Source organism: Streptomyces sp. NPDC004435, assembly GCF_042873895.1.
GTDB lineage: Bacteria > Actinomycetota > Actinomycetes > Streptomycetales > Streptomycetaceae > Streptomyces.
In genome coordinates this window covers 147,618-169,756 of the sequence record NZ_JBIAMB010000016.1, presented here as the reverse complement: position 1 = coordinate 169,756, position 22,139 = coordinate 147,618, and the positions used below count along the sequence as shown (strand labels likewise).

At 68.7% G+C, this 22,139-nt stretch carries 12 protein-coding genes and 1 pseudogene; 7 read left to right on the top strand and 6 right to left on the bottom strand.

Going from position 1 to position 22,139, the window contains the following annotated elements; translation table 11 throughout:
* Positions 1-159: 159 nt before the first annotated feature.
* Complete coding sequence (locus tag ACFYT9_RS27195; RefSeq protein WP_389168229.1) at positions 160-810, bottom strand: hypothetical protein; 651 nt, start codon at positions 808-810, stop codon at positions 160-162.
* A 51-nt stretch (positions 811-861) separates the two neighbouring features.
* On the opposite strand from ACFYT9_RS27195, the gene ACFYT9_RS27190 reads away from it, so the two are divergent.
* The 7 genes from ACFYT9_RS27190 to ACFYT9_RS27160 all read left to right on the top strand — a co-directional run bounded on the left by ACFYT9_RS27190 (position 862) and on the right by ACFYT9_RS27160 (position 13,486).
* Complete coding sequence (locus ACFYT9_RS27190) at positions 862-1,479, top strand: helix-turn-helix transcriptional regulator (RefSeq protein WP_389168227.1); 618 nt, start codon at positions 862-864, stop codon at positions 1,477-1,479.
* A gap of 2 nt (positions 1,480-1,481) precedes the next feature.
* Complete coding sequence (locus ACFYT9_RS27185) at positions 1,482-3,575, top strand: hypothetical protein (RefSeq protein ID WP_389168225.1); 2,094 nt, start codon at positions 1,482-1,484, stop codon at positions 3,573-3,575.
* Positions 3,575-4,282: a helix-turn-helix domain containing protein gene (locus ACFYT9_RS27180; RefSeq protein ID WP_389168223.1), complete on the top strand. Its 708-nt coding sequence runs from the start codon at positions 3,575-3,577 to the stop codon at positions 4,280-4,282. The genes ACFYT9_RS27185 and ACFYT9_RS27180 overlap by 1 nt, the downstream gene beginning before the upstream one ends.
* A 536-nt stretch (positions 4,283-4,818) precedes the next feature.
* On the top strand, positions 4,819-6,648 hold the full coding sequence (locus ACFYT9_RS27175; protein WP_389168221.1) for an ATP-dependent endonuclease: 1,830 nt from the start codon (positions 4,819-4,821) through the stop codon (positions 6,646-6,648).
* Between the two features lie 272 nt (positions 6,649-6,920).
* Positions 6,921-8,117, top strand: coding sequence for an exonuclease SbcCD subunit D (locus ACFYT9_RS27170; RefSeq protein WP_389168219.1), 1,197 nt, complete (start codon positions 6,921-6,923; stop codon positions 8,115-8,117).
* A gap of 1 nt (position 8,118) precedes the next feature.
* Positions 8,119-11,007 (top strand): AAA family ATPase, encoded by a 2,889-nt coding sequence (locus ACFYT9_RS27165; protein ID WP_389168218.1) that lies wholly within the window; start codon positions 8,119-8,121, stop codon positions 11,005-11,007.
* Between the two features lie 85 nt (positions 11,008-11,092).
* A complete protein-coding gene (locus ACFYT9_RS27160) occupies positions 11,093-13,486 on the top strand; it encodes a Helicase associated domain protein (protein ID WP_389168216.1) in 2,394 nt (797 codons plus the stop codon).
* 185 nt (positions 13,487-13,671) lie between these two features.
* Here ACFYT9_RS27160 and ACFYT9_RS27155 read toward each other — a convergent pair.
* The 5 genes and pseudogenes from ACFYT9_RS27155 to ACFYT9_RS27135 form a co-directional block, all read right to left on the bottom strand.
* A pseudogene (locus ACFYT9_RS27155) lies at positions 13,672-13,842 on the bottom strand (transposase); the annotation flags it as partial.
* A gap of 82 nt (positions 13,843-13,924) precedes the next feature.
* Positions 13,925-17,641, bottom strand: coding sequence for a S8 family serine peptidase (locus ACFYT9_RS27150; protein WP_389168214.1), 3,717 nt, complete (start codon positions 17,639-17,641; stop codon positions 13,925-13,927).
* Between the two features lie 470 nt (positions 17,642-18,111).
* The gene (locus ACFYT9_RS27145) at positions 18,112-19,350 is read right to left on the bottom strand and encodes an IS701 family transposase (protein ID WP_389168304.1); all 1,239 of its coding nucleotides are present in this window, start codon (positions 19,348-19,350) and stop codon (positions 18,112-18,114) included.
* A gap of 418 nt (positions 19,351-19,768) precedes the next feature.
* Entirely contained in the window at positions 19,769-21,043 is a 1,275-nt protein-coding gene (locus ACFYT9_RS27140; protein ID WP_389168213.1) for an alpha-L-fucosidase, read from the bottom strand.
* Positions 21,044-21,090: 47 nt separating this feature from the next.
* Positions 21,091-22,122, bottom strand: a complete 1,032-nt coding sequence (locus tag ACFYT9_RS27135) for a hydroxyacid dehydrogenase (protein ID WP_389168211.1) — start codon at positions 22,120-22,122, stop codon at positions 21,091-21,093.
* Positions 22,123-22,139: the final 17 nt, after the last annotated feature.

Genomic DNA, 22,139 nt, shown 5'->3' with positions numbered 1-22,139 from the left:
GATGGACCATCATTCGTGGAGTTTGGCCGCCCCGCTGGTCGGTGTGTCGGCGTACAAACTGATCTGCAGAGGCCCGTCTCGATGATCCTTCACTCGGAGCGCTGGATGGATCTACGCCTTTTCGCGCCCTGCACGAAGCAGGGCTGAGTCGCGTGTCGATCAAGCGCAGGCTCGTCTCCTGGTGCAGGCCCGCTGAGCCGAGCCCGACAGCGGCGAGTCGGTGATCAGCAGCGGCGGCACGCGGACCTGAGCATCGACGCGGCCGAGATCGCTGAGGGCCAGGAGCAGCGCGATGTTGGTCACGGCCTTCGGGTTACCGCCCATGGAGCTGCCGTCGAACGACTTCTCCGCCTCGTTGCGCTCCTTGACCCGGGTCGTGAAGCCGGCCGGGTCGATGAACGCCGCCTCCACCGCCGGGCTAATCTGCTGCCGACGCCGCGGGAAGAACTCTTCCCGCCGGCCGGTGACCTCCTTACGGTGCACCTCGGCGGCAGCCTTCGCCGTGTCCCTGGTCACCTGGGCGGCCTTCATCCGCTCCTTCGCCGCAGTGATAGCCCGGGCCAGCGCCTTGAGGCAGTCGGCGTTGCCGATCTGCTTCTTCAGCTGCGCGACATCCCGGCTCAGGCCGAACGCTTCCTTCTCCGTCTGCTGTGCCTTCTGGCGGGCGGGAGTCAGATGATCCCGCTCGTAGTCATCGCGCTGCGCGAGCGCCTGCGAGGCCGCCTCCTCAGCGGCCACCGATGCCCGCTCCGCGCCGGCCGAGGCCTCCAGCAGCCCCTTCAGATCTAGCGGACTGGATCCGCGATCCACAGCCCGCTACTGTATGAGCGTCATCGAATATCTGATCGGGCATGGTCGAGGGTGGATGTGCTTCTGACGACAAGCCAAGCCGCTGCGGAACTCGGCTGCGCAGTCACGACCTTCCGGCGTCTGGTGCAGACGGGCCTGATCCCGGGAGTGGTCAGCAGGGGAGTGCGGGTGATGGTTCCCCTGGAAGCCGTCCAGGCGCTCAGTACTAGGCGTAAGGCCGCCCTGCACTGCTTGCCGGTAGCCGAGATCGCCGTGCTCCGCATCCGAGGAGCTGAATCTCGTCATGCCACCTCCGGCGCCGGGCAGCAAGGGTTCTCCGCCGACACGCCGGCCGCGGAGCTGCTGGCGAACCTGCGCGGCTGGTGGCGCTGCGACGCTCCCAGCGTTGCCGCAGGAGGCGTCCTGCCGGTCACCGTCGCCGGTTACGTCGTCGCCGTCCTGACGAACCTGCACCGGTGGGAGAGCAGCAGCGAGGGACGGACACTCTTTCCTGACGCTGTACTGGCCGGCTATGTCACGGATCTCGCCCGGCCCACCGTCCACCTCACCGCCCAGGACGTCACCGACCGGGCAACCGCACAGCTCCTGCTCGGCTCCCGACTCGCCTCCGACTCCGGCGGACCGATCGCATATGTCTCCACCCGCAACCCCGATGTGACCCAGGGATGACGATGGACGCCAAGGCCTACAACGCGAAGCTCGCCGAACTGCGCAAGGACCGCGACCAGATCAAGAAGACGAAAGCCGCTCTCGCCTCCCTCGAAGAGGCCCGGGACAAGAAGATCCGCACGCTCGCCGGATACGAGAGGGCCAGCGCCGAACGCATCGCTCCCGCGGCCGGCCTGGGGCTGGCCGACATCGCGCGCATCGCCCCGGCCCTCACGCCCCCCACCCTCCACGACAGCGCGTCGGCCGCGCCCGACGGTCCAGCGGAAGACAGCCCGCCCACACATGCGGCCTCCGACAACAAGGACACCCCCGCCACGACAGCTCCCAGCGCGGTGACTCCCAGCCGTCCCCGGCCGCAGAACCCGGCCGGGGACGACCACCCCCAACCCGTACCGGCACCCACTGCTGCCCCTGGACGGGACCGTGAACTGCCCTCCATTCCCGACGGAGGGCAGGGCGACCGCTGGTTCGCCCACACCCCGAACCTCGTCTCCACCCACCCGAACTTCACCCAGCAGGCCCGCTCCACCGTCTTCCTCGACACCATCACCGGCGTCCTCGTCCACCGCGACCAGACCCTGCGCCTGACCCTGACCGACACCCGCGCCGCCACCATCCTGCAGGCTGTCTTCCACGCCGTCCCCGAGGGCACCGAGCGGATCTTCATCACCGCAGGCGACCCCTGGCACCACCAGGCCGACCAGCACCCCTTCCTCAAGGACGCCGTCGCCGCCTGGCTGAACGCCCCCATCGACGGCTGGCGCACCGACACGGGCCGAGGCAAGGACAAGATGGCCGGCCACTTCGTCCACCCCCGCAACCCCGTCGGCCGCTACCAGAGTGACAACGGCCGCCACCACGTCGAGATCCGCTCGGTGGGGGAGTGGTTCGACCCCGACGGCGCCGACCCCACCACCATCCGAGACGCGTTCGTCCTGCTGTGGAAAGCCCTGCGCGCCCACTGGAACGACGCCGTCCTGATGGGCTCACCCTCCCAGACCGGCCGCGACCTGTGGACCCGCACCATCCCCACCCGTGGACAGCACTCCGACGGCTACCCCGTCCTGTCCGAAGAGCTCCGCGGTCTCCTGCACGCCACCGCAGGCCAGGGCCGCACCGAACTCATCACCCCGCCCGCCCTCCCCGACCGGCTGCCCGCCCTGGTCGAGTACGACCGCACCTTCGCCTACGCCAAGCACACCTGGAAGTCCCCCGTCGGCACACCCCGCCGCATCACCGCCCGCACCTTCGCCTCCTGGAGCGAGAAAGAGCAGGTCAAGGCTCTCTACGGCTGCGGCCACTGGCACGTGCGCGTCACCGTCCCCGACACCTGGAACCACGTCGGCCTCCTGCCCGCCCCCGCCCCCGGCGACCGCGCCTGGCACTACCCCGCAACCCCCGGCACCACCTTCACCACCTGGGCCGGCGGCCCCGAGATCCACACCGCACTGACCAACCCGCTCACCCCCTGGCGCATCGAAATCATCGACGGCCTGCTCTGGGAGGACGGCAAACCCCTCGACGACTGGGCCAAGAAGCTCAAAGAAGCCTGGGCCACCCTCGCCGCCCAGGCCGACCTCCACGGCGACCCCGCCCAGCGGCAGGCCGCCCGCCTCGCCTCACGCGCCGTCCGCTCCCTGCTCCTCTACGGCATCGGCTCCTTCGCCCAGCGCCCCCGCATGGTCACCGGCACCACCCCCCGCACCCACGAGCGCGACGTCCCCGCCGACGCCGAGATCATCGGCTTCACCGACGAGCAGATCACCTGGCAGCGCCCCACCGGCTTCACCCGCGACCCCAACGCCCACCCCGAATGGGCCGCCGCCATCTGGTCCGGCGCCCGCGCCGCCCTGCTCTCCCAGCGCCACCGCGACGACAACACCTACGCCGGCGCCCTGCACACCCCGCCCGGCACCGTCGTCGCCTTCCGCACCGACGCCGTCTACCTCACCACCCCCCAGCCCTGGCCCTACCACGGCCAGCCCGGCGACTACCTCAACAAAGGCCACCTCGCCGGACCCCTCGCCGCCCCCACCACCGAAGAGCAGCTCCTCGCGCTGCGCGACGCCGGCCGCACAGCCCTCAAGGAGACCTGATGCCCTCCCGCGCTCCACGGACCCCGCAGCCAGGCGAAGCCGCCCGCCTCACCGACGAGCTCCGAGCCGCAGGCTTCACCAAGAGCAGCATCGCCCGCATCATCGACCGCGACGCCTCCCTCGTCTCGCAGTTCTACACGCGAGGCAAAGGCGCCGCCTTCGTGCCCGCCCTCACCCGCGTTCTCGCCGCCGTCCACACCGCGGGCATCACCGACCTCGACGAACTCACCAGCATCGCCGCCCCCCACATCACCCGCCGCACCACCGCCTCCGGCACCCGGGCCCGAGTCCGCACCAAAGCCGTCCTCATCACCCCCGCCGGAACAGGAACCGGCCGCGCCGGCGCCCAGGCCATCGCCTCCGGCGCCGCACGCCTGCGCCCACTGATCGCCGAAGCCGCCCGCCAGGGCCTCCGGCTCGCCTTCACCATCCGCATGCCCAAGAGCGGCTACACCCTCGCCTCGGGCAGCCGAACCGACTCGCCGGGCATCCGCCGCGACGTCGTCCAACGCGCCGACCACACCGAGGAACGCTCCTACGGATCCGCCGCAACGGGAGGATTCGACGCCGCCGACTTCGCCCACCGCGTCGACGCGGCAGGCGGGGACGTCACGGCTGCCGTTCACGGCTGGCTCCTCGAAACGGGTCGCATTCACCCCGACGCCCCCATCACGCACCTGGAGGTACGGACCTGGCGTCCGCGCTGACCGCTCGCACCGGTAAGAACGAACCACTGGCCCTGCACAGCGAGTGAAAGCCGAGCAGTTCACGCGGCTTTCAGCCACACCATCGCGAGAGCGTCGCCGACACCCCCACTCGTGCCCAGCCTGCCCCGCACCCGTCCACCAGAGCTGGATCGGCCCCTTGGCAAAGCGCTCGAACGGCCTCCGACAATCAGGCAGCGGATGATGGAGAGCGTCGAAATAGGCACCATGCGCCGGAGGTTGGAGCCGGATACCATCCGGCTCCACCATCGTGGCCAAGACGCGAGACACTCCCACCCAATTCGCTCTCACGTGCGAACGTAGAGGAGTGTGAGCCCAGCTCACCGAAAGAAGAGGGCCCGGACCGGGGGAGCGGCAAAGCTACCGGCGAGTCCAACTGACGCAAAACATCCTGCAGTTGTTCAACAGCACTTAATATGACGGCCTGTGCCAGTGGCACAGGCGCCTCGTCAGCATCTGCGCTTGCCGCACGCCACGCCTCTGTCCACCGTCGGGCAGAGAGATACGGAGCAGCTCCCGTGTATCTCGACAGCTACTCCGCGCACGGATTCCGCTCCCTGGCCCATGTCGAGGGCATCCCCGTCAGCCGGCCCACCGTCCTGGCCGGCCGCAACGACGGAGGCAAGAGCGCAGTGCTCACCGCACTGGCCTTCCTCCTCGGCACCCACCGCCTGACCGACGAGGACCGCACCTATGCACAGGGCGAAGGAGACGCCAAAGGCCGGCGGTGCACCGAAACCTGGGTAGAGGGCCGTTTCCGGCTGGACACCGAGGAACAAGACGGCAGCGGCCTGGGCGAGCACGTACGCATCCGCCGGCGCTCCGCCCTGGGAGAAGCGGCCTGCCTGGAGTACTTCGGCAGCCGACCTGTCGACCCGAAGCTGCGCGACCTCGATCAGCTGCTCAAGCCTGCGCTTGCTTCCCTCGTCGCCGAGTACGGCCTGTCCCCGGCAGGAACCCTCAAGGAATCCCTGCTGGCAGAACTCACGGCACACGCCAGGACCATCCCCCAGGAGCAGGGATGGCTGGCGCTGCCCAGACTGCTCCAAGAGCGGCTCCCGCGGCTGTTGTCGTTCGGAGGCAAACACGAGAGCCCCGACGACGCCGTGCACACCGCCTTGAACAGCAGCTACAAGACCCACCTGGAGGACGAGACCCTCCAGGGCCGTGTCCGCGAGATCGAACAAGAGATCAACCAGCGGCTGGAGAAGGAAGCCGACTCCCTGTGCAGCCACATCCGCCAGCACTGCGGCGAGTACGTCAACGTCAACGTCAAGCCCATGGTCTCCTTCAGTGGAGGGTTCAAAGGTGCCCCGCTGCATGTCTCGAGGGCCGACGGTGAACTGGTCGACCTGACACGCGCCGGCCAGGGAAGCACCCGCCGTATTGCCCTGGCGGTATGGGAATGGACCAGCAACCTCCTGGAGACCGCCGAACTGGCCGCATCAGGAGAACCCGCAACCACCCAGCCCACCCAGACCATCGTCGTCTACGACGAGCCCGACACCCACCTCGACTACCACCATCAGCGCACGGTCATGGACATCGTCCGCAAGCAGTGCGCCCTGCCCCATGTGAACGTCATGGTCGCCACCCACTCGATGAACCTCATCGACGGCGTCGACATCGCCGACGTGGTCCACCTCAGCCTCGGAGACGACGGCCGCACCATCGTCGAACGCCTCAAGGACGACCAGCACGACGGCATCGACTTCCACCTCGGTCAGATCGCGGCATCACTGGGCCTGCGCAACTCCGTCCTGCTCCACGAACGCTGCTTCCTTGCCGTCGAAGGCGACACCGAGCAAAAAAGCCTTCCCCTGCTCTTCCGCCTGGCCCAGAACATGTCGCTCCAGGCCGCAGGCATCGCCCTGTGGGGCTGCGAGAACAACGAGGGCGCCCTCCACCTGGCCAGCTACCTCGTCAAACACCAGCGCACCGTCATGCTGATGGTCGATGCCGACAGCCGCACCAACAAACTCTTCAGAACAGAGCGACTCCAGCGCGCCGGCCTCGACCTCGAACAGCAGGTGTCCTACGTCGGCGAAGCCGAGGGCTACAACGAACTCGAAGAACTCTTCAGCAACGAGCAGTGGACCACTGCCGCCAACACCCTGTGGCCCAAACCGGCACCCCAGACCTGGCACCCGGACGAATTCGATGCGCACCGCGACGGCCAGAAATTCAGCACCCGCATCCTCCACATGATCAAAGAGGAAGCCGAGGACAACAGCCCTAATGGCAAACCCGCCATGGTCTACGGGCTCGCCACCACCCTCACCACCCCCGAAGACGTGCCCCGCCAGCTGCGGGAGATCTTCACCCGCCTACAGCAGCTCGCTCACTGACCAGACGCCGACTTCCGCGCCCGGCGCAGGAGCATGCGCTCTTTGCGTTGCTCGTCGGTCGGCGCCACCCACGCATGCCAGCCGACCGATTCCACCCACTGACGGGCATGAATCCGGGCGCCGATTCCACACCATCTGCACCCGCCTGGCGAGGGAACACAGCCAGCACGAGCAGACCTCGGAGAGGACATCTCTCCTCCTTCCCATGCCTCCTATCTTCCCTTCCTGCACTGACAAATCACACTGAGTGACGAAGCTCGAGGTGTACGCGCATGAGGTTCCTCCACACATCCGACTGGCACCTGGGCCGACGGTTCCATTCAGAAGACCTGGTACCCGCCCAGCGCATTTTCCTCGACCATCTGGTCGACACCGCACGAACCGAGAACGTCGACGCCGTCCTGGTGGCCGGAGACATCTACGACCGGGCCATCCCCAGCCTCGACGCCGTACGCCTGTTCAACCACGCCCTGCACCAGCTCGCGGACCTGAACGTCCCGATCATCATGATCAGCGGAAACCACGACTCGGCCCACCGCCTCGGCGTCGCCTCCGGCCTCCTGGCACGCACCGGAATCCACCTGCGCACCGACCCCGCCACCTGCCACACCCCCGTCATCCTCGAAGACACCCACGGCCCCGTCGCCGTCTACGGCATCCCCTACCTCGAGCCCTCGATGACCCGCGCCCCGCTGGAAGCCGAAGCCGTCTCCCACCGCGCCGTACTGACCGCGGCCCTGGAACGCATCCGCACCGACCTCGCCACCCACCATCCGGCCGGCACCCGCTGCGTGGTCCTCGCCCACGCCTTCGTCACCCCCGGCACCGGACAGCCCGACGAACGCGACAAGGCCAAGGAATCCGCCAGCGAACGCGACATCACCGTCGGAGGCATCGCCCACGTGGGCGCCGACCTCTTTCACGGCATCGACTACGTCGCCCTCGGCCATCTGCATGGCGCTCAGTCCGTCACCGACCGCATCCACTACAGCGGCTCCCCTCTGGCCTACTCCTTCTCCGAGGCCCGCCACACCAAGACGATCACTCTCGCCAACCTCACCCCCGGGCAGGCCCCCGCCCTCACCCGCCTGCCCTGTCCCGTTCCCCGCCGCCTGGAGCGCGTCACCGGTTTCATCGACGACCTTGTGACCAACCCCGTCCACGAACCCCTGCAAGACGCCTGGCTCGAGGTCACCCTCACCGACACCGCCCTGCCCTTCGAGGCCATGGCCCGGCTGCGCCGCCGCTTCCCCCACACCGCCGAACTCAAGCACCGGCCCGCCCACATCCCCGCCCAGGTCACCTCCAGCACCTACAGCGAACGGGTGCGCGGCCGCAGCGACCTCGGCATCACCACCGACTTCGTCCACAGCATGCGCGGCACCGAACCCACCCCGGAGGAACACGCCCTGCTGCAGCAAGCCGTCGAAGCCTCCCGCCTGAACGAACAGCAGAAGGAAACTGTCTGACATGCGCCTGCACACTCTGCACCTGCAGGCCTTCGGCCCCTTCGCAGGCACCCACACCATCGACTTCGACAGCCTGTCCGCCGACGGCCTGTTCCTCCTCCACGGCGACACCGGCGCCGGGAAGAGCACCGTCTTCGCCGCCATCTGCTACGCCCTCTACGGCAAGCCCCCCGGCGACCGTGACCTGCTGCTGCGCAGCCATCACGCTCCCGAAGGTCTCCTGACCGAAGTCACCTTGGACGTCACCCTCGCAGGCCGCCGCCTGCGCATCCGCCGGGTTCCCGCCCAGATGCGCCCCAAACGATCCGGCCCGGGCGAGACCCAGCAGAAGGCCGAGACCTTCCTCAGCGAGCGAACCACCGACACCACCGGGCAGGAACGCTGGGAACCGTTCAGCAAGTCCCACCAGGAAGCCTCCGCCGAGATCACCGACCTGCTGGGCATGAGCCGGGATCAGTTCTGCCAGGTCGTCCTGCTGCCCCAGAACGAATTCACCAAGTTCCTCCACGCCGATGCCCACGGCCGGCGCGAACTCCTCGGGAAACTCTTCCGCACCCACCGCTTCGCCTTCGTCGAACGCTGGCTGCACGATCACAGCCGCACCATCGAGAAGGACCGCGACACCGCCCGCGCCGACGTCCTTCGCCTGGCCGAACGCATCCACCAGGCCGCCGGAGCCGACCTCGCGACCGAGCACCCCGCACCCACCGCCGAAGACCCCCACACCCTCACCGAGCCCGCACAGACCTGGGCCCAGGACCTCCTGCACGCCAGCCACGAACACCACGACCACACCCTCCAGGCAGCCGCCACGGCCAAGACCCACCTGCTCGAAAAGCAGACCCTCGAAGCCGCAGCACGCGACCTCCACCAACAGCAAGACGCCTACACAGACGCCCGGCGGCAGCTCGACCTGCTGCAGGAACAACAACCACACCAGGCCACCCTCCGCCAGCGCCGCGACCAGGCCCGCCGCGCCCAGCACGCGGCTCCCCAGCTGCACGCCGCCGACACCGCAGCCAGCGACCACGCCGACGCCCAGCGCACTGAGCGCAGCGCCCGCCGCCACCTGCTGCCTCAGCACGCGGACCTGGACGCCGACCAGCTGGAAACCATCGAGCGCACCACCCGCAACGAAGCCGCTGTCCTGGCCGAGCTCATCGCCGAGGAAGACACCGTCCGCCGGCTGACCACCCAGCTTGAGGGTATTGACGCCGAACGGCAGGACTTCGACACCCAGCAACGCACCTCCCAGGACTGGCTCGATCAGGAGCCCGGCATGCGCCGCGACCTCGAGGCACGGCGTGAAGCCGCCCGGCAGGCCGAACTGGAAGGCCTGCGTCATCACGACGCCCTGGACGGCCTCAAGACCCGCATCGAAGCCGCCGAGCTGCGAGACACCCACCTTGCGGAAGTCGCCAAGGCCGAACAGCGCCTGGCAAAGACGCAAGAGATCGCCACCCTGGCCGGCCAGGAGCACCTCGACATTCGCCGCCGGCGCACCGAAGGCATGGCCGCCGAGCTCGCCGCCACCCTCACCGACGGCATTCCCTGCCCGGTCTGCGGCTCCTGCACCCACCCCGCTCCCGCCGCCGCCCAGGACGGACAGCCCACACGCCAAAACGAACAGGACGCCGAAACCGCCCACGAGCGAGCCAACGCCGCCCTGGCCGACGCCCTGGCCCGGGCTGCCGACCAAGGCGCCGTGCAAGAAGAACTCCACGCGCTCGACACCGAGCACACCCACCACACCGAGCAGCACCGCACCGCAACCGCCGGCCTGTCCGCCCGCAACGCCGACTACGACACCCTCACCGTGCAACTCACCGAGCTGACCACCAAGCTCACCACAGCCCGCGGCACCCACCCCACCGTCGCCGCCCGCGCCGCCGAACTCACCCGCACAGCCGACCACCTCAAGCAAGCCGCCCAAGCCTCCCGCACCCTCGCCACCGCGGCCCAGACCCTCCACCACCGCACCGAGCAGGCCCTCCTCACCGCGAAGGATCAGGGGTTCGACACCCTGGCACTCGCCCAGCAGGCCCTCCTCGACGACGAAACCCTGCGCGCCATCGAGGAAGAGATCACCCAATGGCGCGAGAACTGCGCCGTCCACACCGCAGTCCTCCAAGACCCGGCACTGCAACAGGCCGCCGCCCAGCCCCCCGCCGACACCAGCGCAGCCACAGCATCTCGTGCCGCCGCCGACAACCAGCACGCAACAGCAACCGCCGCCGCCGATGCCGCCCGCACCCGCACCCAGGACCTGGCCACACTGGCCACCGACCTCGCCACCGCCGTCCAGCGACTCCAGCCACTCGAACAGGCCTACAGCACCGCACGCCACCTGGCCGACCTCGTCACTGGCACCTCAACCAGCGCCCGCGTCCGCATGCAGCTCGAGGCATACGTCCTGGCAGCACGGCTCGAAGAAGTCGTCACCGCCGCCAACACCCGTCTGCACATCATGTCCGAAGGCCGATACACCCTCTCCCACTCCGACCACCAAGCCCCCCGCGGCGCCCGCTCCGGCCTCGGCCTGCAGATCACCGACTCCTGGACCGGCCGCCCCCGCAAGACCGACACCCTCTCCGGCGGCGAGTCCTTCTTCGCCTCCCTCTCCCTGGCACTCGGACTGGCCGACGTCGTCACCCACGAATCCGGCGGCAACCCCCTCGACACCCTCTTCATCGACGAAGGCTTCGGCACCCTCGACGAAGACACCCTCCACAAAGTCCTCGACGTCCTCGACTCCCTGCGCGCCCACGACCGCACCGTCGGCGTCATCAGCCACATCCCCGAACTACGCCGCCGCATCCCCCACCGCCTGCACGTACGCAAGAACCCCACCGGCTCCACCCTCGCCCACCTGACCGAAGCAGCCGAATAGCCTGACACCCACCAAGCAGAGAGGACCGGGCAACCCGACCCCTCTGCTTGGCACCAGTCGGCCGACCCGTTGGAGCGGTACTCACATGCCCGAGATCGAGCTGCGCCCGCACCAGCAGGAAGCCGTCACCGCCACCGTCAAAGCACTGCGCGTCCATGCCCGGGCCACCGTGGTCGCCGCCTGCGGCACCGGAAAAACCTTCATCGCCGCCCGCACCACAGCCCGCCTCACCCCACGGGGCAGAACCCTGGTCCTGCTGCCCACTCTGGACCTGCTGTCCCAGACCGCCCGCTCCTGGCACACCGCCGGCCGCAAAGGCACCACGGTCGCTGTCTGCTCGGCCAGGCAGGCTTCCGACCACACCCCGGCCGGCGACCTGCCCATGACCACCAGCCCCGCCGAGCTCACCGCCCTCACCACCACCGGCGGACCGGTCACCGTCTACGCCACCTACGCCTCCCTGCCCGCCGTCGTCACCGCCCACCAGACCCACAGCCTTCCTCCCTGGGACCTGCTGGTCGTCGACGAGGCCCACCGCACCGCAGGCCGCCTCGGCAAAGCCTGGGCCGCCGTCCACCACGACGACCAGATCCCCGCCCACCACCGCCTCTACCTCACCGCCACCCCCCGGATCTGGGACGCCGACGCAGAATCCGGCCGCATCGAGGACACCGACACCGTCGCCTCCATGGACGACGAAACCCTTTTCGGCCCCGTCGCCTACCGCCTCACCCTCTCCGACGCCATCGACCTCGGCCTCCTCGCCGACTACCAGATCCTCGTCCCCGTCATCGACGACACCACTCTGCGCGACTGGCTCGCCACCGGCCCCGGAGCCGGCGTCGACGGCCTGCGCCTCGCCGGCCGCCAAGTCGCCGTCCTCAAAGCCATCCACGACCACAAACTCCGCCGCGTCCTCACCTTCCACCACCGCGTCCAAGACGCCCGCGCCTTCGCCACCACCCTCCCCGACACCGCCGCCGCCCTCCCCACCCACCTGCAACCCGACGGCCTGTGGTCACAGTGGATCAGCGGCACCCACCCACCCCGAGTCCGCCGCCGCATCCTCCTCGACTACGCCACCCACACCCACCCCGAACAACCCGCCGTCCTCGCCAACGCCCGCGTCCTGGGCGAAGGCATCGACGTCCCCGCCATCGACGCCGTCGTCTTCGCCGACCCCAAGAACAGCCCCGTCGACACCGTCCAAGCAGTCGGCCGCGCCCTACGCCAACAACCCGGCGCAGGCAAAAAAGCCACCCTGATCGTCCCCGTCTACCTCACCCCCGACGAAAACCCCGACGACCTCCTCGGTGCCGACGCCTACACCCCCCTATGGCGCACCATCCAGGCCCTGCGCGCCCACGACAGCCGCCTCGAAGCACGCCTCGCCGACCCCCGCACCCACCGCCCCACCCTCACCGGCGAACCCGGCCACTGGCTCCACTTCGACCGCCCCACCCAGGCCGACGAAGTCGCCCTCGCCCTTACCTTGCGCGTCCTCAAACCCAAAAGCGCCGAATGGCGCCGCGGCCTCACCTCAGCCCGCCGCTACCACCGCACCCACCACCACCTCGACACCCCCCAGACCTACCAAGACCCCACCGGCTACCCCCTGGGCCGCTGGATCACCTGGCAGCGCCACCTCCACAACCAAAACGCACTCGACCCCGCACGCACCCACGCCCTCGAACAACTCGGCATCATCTGGAACCCCCGCCAGCAAGCCTGGGACCGAGGCCTCACCCACGCAGCCGCCTACGTCACCACCCACGGCCACCTCGCCGTCCCCGTCGACCACCACGACCCCGAAACCGGCTTCGCCCTCGGCCGCTGGCTCGCCACCCAACGCAAACGCGCCGCCCAACTCACCCCCGCCCGCACGAAGGCGCTCCACGACCTCGACCCGCACTGGAACCCCACCTGGCCCCTGACCTGGCAGCGCATGTACCACACGGCGCGACGCCACGAGCAGAACGGCCACCCCCTCACCACCGTTCCACGACACTTCCAGACGGCAAACGGCGAACGCCTGGGGGAGTGGCTCCACACCCAGCGGACCAACCCGCCCCAGACCCCGGAGCAACTAAGCCTGCTCGCCCACCTGAACCTGGCATCGCCAGCCCCGGCCTTGAACGCTGCTACGCCCTCGGGACGGCCCTCCGGTGGGCGGGACCGCGCCTTCCAGCAAGGCCTGACCGCACTCAGACAGTTTTACGCCCGAGAAGGACACAGCCGTGTGCCGCAACGGCACACGGAAGAACTCTCCTCCGGCTCCGTACGCCTCGGTCAGTGGATCAGCAACATCCGCCGGCGTTGGGACCGGCTGACTCCAGAACGCCAGCATGCGCTGACAAGTATGGGCCTCACACCCCAGCACCAGGACAGCCGTACGACGGTCGCTCCACCGCCCGCCCCCGCCACAGTGACATCAACGCCACACGCGTCCCCGACGTGTACTTCCGGGCCTCACCCATGAAACTCCCTTCCAAACCCACGAGGACACCTCCTGCGGCGTAGTCACTCCTGGGCCGCCCCCCGAGGCTGGCAGCAGCCTCATGAACCGAAAGACTCGCCCCGGCGGCAGCTCGCGTCTTCAGCTCAGGTCGCGGGACTGTAAATCGTTCGGCTCTGTCTCATATTCGGTGGTGATGGAGAGTGCCGCTATCCGAGGAGGATGCGGTGGCGAAGAAGGGTGAAGGCTGCTCGTCCGTGCATCTGGCGCGCGATCCGCTTGGTCTTGGTGTTGACGCCTTCGGTGGGGCCGTTGCTGTACGGAAGTGTGAGTGCGGCGATCACAGCGTCGCGGTCTCGGTCCAGGCCCCGGGTGAAGGCGTCAGGATCAAAGAACAAGTGCCGTCGGCCCAGCAGGGCTTCATGCCCTGCCGGACCAACGGCGTCTTATCGAACGGTCACGTCACTTTCGCTTCACACCGAACGCCCGGATGATCTCCTGCCGCACGGACCCGCCGCGGTCGTCCGAGACCGAGGCGCGCAGCGACACCGTCTCCGCGTCACGAGGGACCGCGAGCGTGCCCTTCCAGGCCGCACCCGCACTGTCGCGGAGCTGCACGCGCTGCCAGGTCACGCCGTCGTCGTACGAGACCTCAAGGCTGCTGGAGCCGATCCGACCCGTGTCCGGTGAGCCCTTCACGTACTCCGCGAAGAGGCCGACTGTGAGGGGGCGACCGCCACGGACATTGCCCGCGAGGTCGGTGTCCACGTCGTAGCCGAGGTTGAGCATCGGCAGGAAGGTGGCGCGGTCGGCGGGCGTCGGGGCGGACTTGAAGGTCCACTCCGTGTGGCCCTTGGTGGTCAGCTTGTACCGCGCGGGGTCCGCCGTGGTGTCGGTGACAACCTTGAACTGCTGCTCGCGGGAAGCCACGTCCTCCGGCCGGGCATAGGCGCCGGAGCCCTGCCGGTCGTCGACGAGGCGGCCGTCCACGTACACCTTGGTGGCCTGGGTCAGTCCGGTGCCCTCGCTCCAGACATCACCGAATCCGGTGTGGTCCGGACCCGAGTCGCCCCAACCGGGCACGTTGAACTCGAGGTTGTTGCCGTTGCGGGTCTGACCCCAGCCCAGACCGGTACCGAGCCACGGGTGCTGCACCGGCTTGAACCAGTTGAGCTCCTGCCGGCTGCCACCCTTGTAGGGGAAAACGCCGCTGCGCTGCTCGATCACGCCCGGCCCGGAGGTCACCGACTCGTGCCACTCCTGGCCCGCTCCCGTGGAGACATAGTCCGTGCGCTCGCGCGGGAACGCGATGCGCTCCGGGAAACCGACCCCATACGGGTAGGCATCCGTCATCGAGTAGCGGAACTCGCTGCCCGCCACCGTCTCATCCGCATGGAACTTCTGCTCCACGACGGCGAGTTCACGGCGTGTGGGTGCGAAGGTCAGGGCACGGTCCGGGATCGCACCCGAGTGGCCCTCGGTCAGGTCGTACACGTAAGGGGTGTGCTCGGTGCCCTCGAGTTCCAGCCTGTTGCCCTCATGGGCGGCTTTGCGCAGTCGGTCGCCGTCGGCGTCATTGAGCGTGGCGATGTACAGCTCGCGTGTCTCGTATGCCTCAGTGCCCCACCAGTCCATGAGACGGCCTGGTACGTCGTCGCTGGCGAACAGTGCCTTGGCGCCGGCGTTCTGCGCGTTCTGGGCCAGCTGCGTGGCCGGGGTGGCGCCGTCCGCGTGGATCACCACTGCCTTCCCGCGCACGTCCTTGTCGGCGTACGCGGCCGCGGTGCCGTTGCCCGCGTCGATGACGGGGAGCCGCAGCTTGCCGTCGAGGATCGCGCCGCCGTTTTGCACGGTGGCCCCGTCGATCCGCCGTCCGTCGGTTTCGACGGACAGGAGCGGCTTGCCCAGGCGCCATACGGTCCGGTACTCGTACGTGCCGGTCGAGGGCTTGCTGCTCGGCGCGGCGAACACTGAGTCGTACAGGGGCGGGACCTGCACGGCCTCGGAGATGGCGGTGCCGTTGGCCTCACGCGTGAACTCCATGGCCAGCTGGCGGGTCTCGGTGCGCTGGTCGACCTTGGTGCTCAGCTCCCGCAGCTTGCGCCCGTCCAGGGTGATCTCGCGGTCGCGGTCGAGGGTGATCTCGGGTTCGGTGAAGTAGCCGAGGCCGAGCGAGTCCTTGCCGTGGCTGCCGTGGACGTCGGCGAAGGCGTTGAGCGCATAGGAACCAGGCTGCAGCCGGAGTTCGAGGGTACCGCTCTCTCCCACCCCGTGGCTCTGGGCTTGCTCGCCGGCGGCCAGCTTGAGCAGGCTGAACGAGCCGGGGATTGCCGAGCCGTCACGGTCCTTGACATGGACGGTGAGGGTGTAGCGCTCCTCCTCCTTCACCAGGCCGAACGCGGTGTGCGCGACCGCTTTGTCGCGGGCCTTGGCGGTGATCCGGCCGCCGTTGTTGCCGACGGGGGCCTTGGCGCCATCACCGGTCACGGTTGTGGACGCGGTGCCGTTGGCCGGGACCGTGAGCGTGGTGTCCGCGAGCGTGAGGTAGTTCGCTCCGTCGGCGGCGAGCGTCAACTCAACCGGCTGAGCGGAGTGGTTGGTATAGGTCAGCGTCTTAGTGACCGGCTGGTGGCCCTCGTACGGCCAGCTGTAGAAGCCCAAGTCGAGGCTGCCCGTCGCCGTGACCTCGGCCTCGATGGCGTCGGGTACGGAGACGCGGCCCGCGCCCAGGTCGTACGGGGAGTCGGTGAGCGTCTTGGACGTCGACATCAGCGCGTCCTTGAGCTGCTGGGGCCCCCAGTCCGGGTGCTGCTCGGCGAGCAGTGCCGCGACACCGGAGACGTGCGGGGTCGCCATCGACGTACCGCTGATGCTCCAGTACGAGCCCTCGCCCTCGGAGATGTACTGGGAGCGCGCGGCGAGGATGTTCACGCCGGGTGCGGACAGGTCGGGCTTGAGCGCGTTGTCGCCGACGCGCGGGCCCTTGCTGGTGAAGTACGCGGCGGTGTCGGCGTTGTCGACGGCGCCGATGGTGAGCGCGGAGTCCGCGGAACCGGGCGAGCCGATCGTGCCGCTCGCACCCCGGTTGCCCGCAGCGATCACGAACAGGGCGCCGGTCTCGGCCGTGAGGTTGTTGACGGCCTGTGCCATCGGGTCGGTGCCGTCGGTGGAGTAGGCGGATCCGAGGCTCATCGACACGATCTTCGCGTCGATGTCCTTCGCGGCCCACTCCATGCCCGCGATGATCTCGGAGTCCGAGCCGGAGCCCTCATCGGAGAGCACCTTGCCGACAGCGAGTTCGGCGCCCGGCGCGACACCCTTCTCCTCGCCGTCGCTCGCGGCGCCGCTGCCACCGACGGTCGAGGCGACATGCGTACCGTGGCCGTTGCGGTCGGTGACCTCCTGGCCGGCAATGAACGACTTGGTCGCGACGACCCGGTCCTTGAGGTCGGGGTGGTCGAGGTCGGCGCCGGTGTCGAGGACGGCGACCTTCACGCCCTTGCCGGTCAACCCGGCGTCCCAGGCCTTGGCGCTGCCGATCTGCGCGTTGGACTCGGCCATGTCGACGGTGACCTTGCCGTCAAGCCAGACCTTCCCGATGCCCGCGTCGAAGGAGCGGCTGCGCGCACCATGATCGGTCAGCGTCCGCCACAGCTCGCCGCTGTGTTCTGCCTCGATGGCCGCGCCGTTGATGCTGGGCAGCGTCCGTGTGCGGTCGGCGCCCTTGGGGGTCACGATCCGCGCGTTTTTCCCATACGTGACAATCAGTGGCAGTCCCTCGGCCCGCTGCCCGGCCTTGGCACCGTAGCCCTGACGTATCAGCTCGCTGACGTCGAAGAGGCGCTGGTCGAGTTTGCCCGCCGTGAGGAAGCCACGGGCCTCGTCGGGGACCACGTGGATGTCGCCGTCGTGGTCAGTCTGCGTCCAGACCTTCCCCCGGGCGCCCTGGGGCCGCTCGACGTCCACGGTCTGCTTTCCGCCGCCGATGTCGGTGACGGTCACCTTGTCACCCGTGATCAGCATCACGGTGTGGGCGGCTAGGGCGGTCTGTCCGGCTGCAGCCTTCGGCGCCGCAGCCGGATCGTCGGCGGCCTGCGCCTGCTGCCCCATCGGCAGCAGAACTAGCGCGAGCCCGGCTGCCGTCAGCCGGGCTTTGCGCCGCGAAGGTGCTCTGTTCATGGAACTGCCTCTCCTGCGAAGGACCCGGGCGGGGGGTTCCCGGGTGCTGAGGAGAGTCTCAGTCGTTGAACGTTGCAGAGCGATGGCCTGATCAGGCGGGAAGCCGCCATGGCGGCAACCTGCCAGGAGCGATCGGGACAACCTGCTCACACCGCCGCTGACCTGCACGGTCCGCCCACTATTTCGATCATGGCGGGGTGTTCGACCGGGAGGTGGCCGAGGAAAGCGGTACGGTCAAGGTCGCTGTGCCACGCGGGGCTCCTTCCCTGGATAGGGAGGCGCTGCTGAGCGAGGCTGAGCCCCATGCTCGCCTGCCGTCGACGGGTTCCCACCGTTGGATGGTCTCCTCGTAGTGCTTCGTTAGGTTCTTCGTCTGGTTCTGTTGCGGGGTAGGGATCGGCCGCAGGTGGTGCAGGTGCCGGTCCAGCACTGCAGCAGGTCCTGGAGGGTGTCGAGGACCTGGTAGAGAGTCAGGCCGGCGTGTGGGCTTTTGGGTCGAGCCGCCGCAGGGTGAGGAAAGCCCGGGCGGCGGTGACGAGGGTGACGTGGTGGTGCCAGCCGCGCCAGGTGCGGCCTTCGAAGTGGTCCAGTCCCAGGCCGTGCTTGAGCTCGCGGTAGTCGTGTTCGATGCGCCAGCGCATCTTCGCCCAGCGGACCAGGTCGGCGACCGGGGTGGTGGCGGGCAGGTTCGAGATCCAGTAGCCCGTCGGGGTGTTCTGGCCGTGCGGCCATTCGACCAGGAGGGTCCGGGCGGGCAGGGCACCGTCCCATCGGTTGCGGCCGCCGCCCGCACTCTGGGCCGCGGCCAGGGACTGCTTGCCCGCCGGCCGGATGGTCAGGACGGTGAACCGCGAGGTCATCGGGCCTTTGCTGCCCTGTCGCCAGGTGACCTCGGTGAACTGTTCCGGGCCGGTTTCCTCCGCGAGAACACTGACGGCTCGGGGCGGGGTGCGGTAGCGGGGCAGGGTCGGTGGTCCGAGCCCGCCATAGGCGGGCCGGTGCGGCTCGGCCTGTTCGGCATGAGCGACTTCCCTGCCGGTCAGCGCGAGGACATAGGACAGCCCGCGTTCCTCCAGGCCGGTCCGGAACAGGGTGCTGACGCCGTAGCCCGCGTCGGCGACCACCACCGGCGCCTCCACCTCCCAGCCGGCGAGTGTGTCGAGCATGCCGAGCACCAGGCGCCACTTCTCCTGGTGGGCAACGGCTCCGTCCGGCACTCCGGCCCGACGGCAGCGGTCCGGCATCTCTGTCCACTCCCGCGGCAGATACAGCTGCCAGTCCAGCGGGCACGAGCCGGTGTCGGTGGCGGCGTGGACACTGACCGCGACCTGGCAGTTCGCCCGTTTCCCGAGCGCTCCGCAGTACTGCCGGGCCACCCCGACCGAAGCGGTGCCGCACTTGGGGAACGACACGTCGTCGATCACCCACACCTCCGGGTTGATCGCCCGGCTCAGCCGTTCGGCGATCCGGCGCCGCACCGGCAGCGGATCCCACGGCGACTGGTTCACGAACTGCTGCAGAGCCTGCATGTTCCCGTCCGGCAGCCGCTCGGCCATCGGCTGGACCGACTTCCGCCGACCGTCCAGCATCAACCCCCGCAGATAACACCCGCCCCACCGCCGCTGATCCCGCCGCGGCAACGAAGCGAACACATCGGCAACGAACTCCGATAACTCACCCCGGAGCCGTTCCACCTCCCCCAACCTTATGACCGGAAGATGCCCACCACCAGGCAAAATCACCTAACGTAACGAAGCGCTACTAGCTCTCGCTCGTCGGCGGCTCGATGTCCTGTGAGCGATGCTCCGTCACGGAGAGTGCTATCACGATTCACCTCCCGTCACCGTCGCGGCTTGACAACGCTATTGGGGAGCTCCTTGGGGTCAGCGGGCCGGGGCCGGCACGCTTACAAGAGTCCGGATGTTTGGCGGGGCGGGTTCATGCCCGCATGAGCCTTTCGAGCAGAGGCGGGCCACGGTGGCGCCGCCGCAGGATGGCTCTCCGTTCATCTGCGCGCAGTCAACGGCGATCGTGCGGGCAGCCACCTGCGCCCATGGGAGCATGGACGCAGGCGCCGGCGATGAACCTGTGGCGACCCTGCCGTTTCCTGATGGCAAAGGCGTTCGTTCAGCCCTCCCCGTGGCCTCGGTACACGTCCAGCTCTCCGTCGAGTTCCAGGGCCAGCACCGTTGCGTATGGATCGGTGGAGGCGGGGGCCTGGATGCGGGTCACTCCCGGAACGCCGTGACTCATGAAGCCTCCGACGGTGTCGGCGGACAGTTCCTGCCCGGTGGTCAGACAATGCGCGCGGAGAACCTTGTTGTGCAGGCCCCGCACAATGATGTGCTCACGGGGGATGTCGAAGCAGGTCAGGAACAGGGTGCGGCGATCGGCGGAGAGAGTGGAGGGACCGTAGTGGTGGCCGGGCGGCAAGCCGGCGACCGTGGAGTGCACGGCTTCGGAGTGGCGCCTGATCCATGCGCCGAGGGTACGCAGACGCTCGGCGTGGTCGGGACGGATCGTCCCGTCCGCCAGCGGGCCGGTGTTGAGCAGCAGATTGCCGCCGCCTCCGATGGTCTCCGCGAAGGTACGGATAAGTTCGCGTGCCGACTTGGGCCGGGTGTCGTCCGGTCGGTGGCCCCAGCAGTCGCCGATGGTCAGGCACAGTTCCCAGGGCCCTTCCGGTGGCAGGATCGGTACCCCCTGTTCGGGGGTGGTGTAGTCGCCGTAGCCCAGCATCCGCCCGTTGAGGACGATTTCCGGGTGTCGGTCGAGGATCTCGTTCCGCAACTCCCTCATGCGCCACTGGCGTTCGTCGCGCTCCCACTGGCCGTCGAACCACAGCAGGTCGGGGCGGTAGCGGTCGAGCAGCTCGCGGATCTGGCCGCGGTGCACCCGCTCGAGGTATCGCTCCCAAGCTGCCGGGTCCTCCGCACCGGGTTCGGGCGTCGTGAACCGGTTGCCCTCCAGCCAGTCGCGCTGGGGTTGGGTGGGTCGGATCGTGGGGTAGTCCGGGTGGCTCCAGTCGGAGTGCGAGAAGTAGAGGCCGACCTTGAGCCCGCGCCGGCGCAATGCCTCCGCGTAGGGGCCGACGAGGTCGCGCCCCGCAGGGGTACGGTTGGCCACCGAGAGATCGGTTGCCCCGGTGTCCCACAGGGCGACCCCGTCGTGATGCTTGGCGGTGAGCACCGCATAGCCGGCGCCGGCATCGGTGATCAACTCGGCCCAGGCGTCCGGGTCGTAGCGGTCGGCAGTGAACCCGCCGAGTTGCTGCATGTATGCCTCGGGTGTCAGCCCTCCCGTGAAGATCGACCATGACTCGGCCACGCCGTCGACTGCGTAGATGCCCCAATGCAGGAAGATGCCGAGCTTGGACTCGTTGAACCAAGGCTGCAAAGGCATGCTGATCGGGTTCCTTTCGGTGTTGCGAAGTAGGTGAAGAAGGCTGCTTAAGCGGTGCGGTCGAGCCGTTGCGGGAACACGGGATCGGCGAAGGGTGTGCCGGCCGCGTAGCGGCGGAGTTCTTCGATAGCGAAGGCGGCCAACCGCCGCAGTTCGTTGCCCAGGGAACCCGCCACGTGGGGAGTGAGCAGCACGTTCGGTAGGCCGAAAAGCGGGGAGTCGGCGGGCAGGATCTCCGGATCGGTGACGTCCACGACCGCGTTCAGTCGGCCGGTGGCCAGCTCGTCGATCAGCGCTGCCTGGTCGACCAAGGACCCGCGGGCGGTATTGATCAGCGTCGCGCCGTCAGGCAGCAGCGCCAAGTGGCGGCGATCGATCAGGTGGCGCGTCTCGTTGAGTTCAGGGGCGTGAATGGTGAGGATGTCGACTTCGGCACACAGGGCGTCCAGCGGCAGCAGCCGCACGCCCAAAGTGGACGCTTCCTCGAGCGACAGATGCGGGTCGTGAACGAGTAGGTCCAGGTCGTAGGGGCGCAGCAGTTCGATTACTCGGCGCCCGACGCGGGAAGCGCCGACGAGGCCTATGGTGCGTCGGTAGTTGCCCGCTTGCTGGTAGAGGCCGTGGATCATGGACGGGGCGATGCGTCGGCTGGTGTACTCCCGGTTCATCTCCAGGATGCGTTTTCCGGCGAGCAGGATCATGGCCACGGTGTATTCCGCCACCGGCAGGCTGTTGGCGCCGGCTGCGGTCGACATCGTCAGGCCGCGCTCCCAGCAGGCCGGCGTGGTGAAGTGCTTGACGGAGCCTGCGGCGTGCACGACGGCCCGCAGTTTGGGCGCCGCAGCGAGGACTTCGTCGTCGATCACCGGGACACCCCAGAACGTCAGCAGCACTTCGGCTTCGGCGAGGGCCGCCACGACCTCGGGCCGGCCGAAGTCGTCGGCGATCACGTCCGGAACCACGTCAGCGACCTCGGCGAGTCGGGCACGCAAGTCTTCATCGAAGAGCCGCGAAGTGAAGGCCGGGTCCATGGCGAGCAAGGTGCGGGGCCGGGTCACGGATCTCAGCTGGTAGGTCATGACGGTCCATTCCGAGG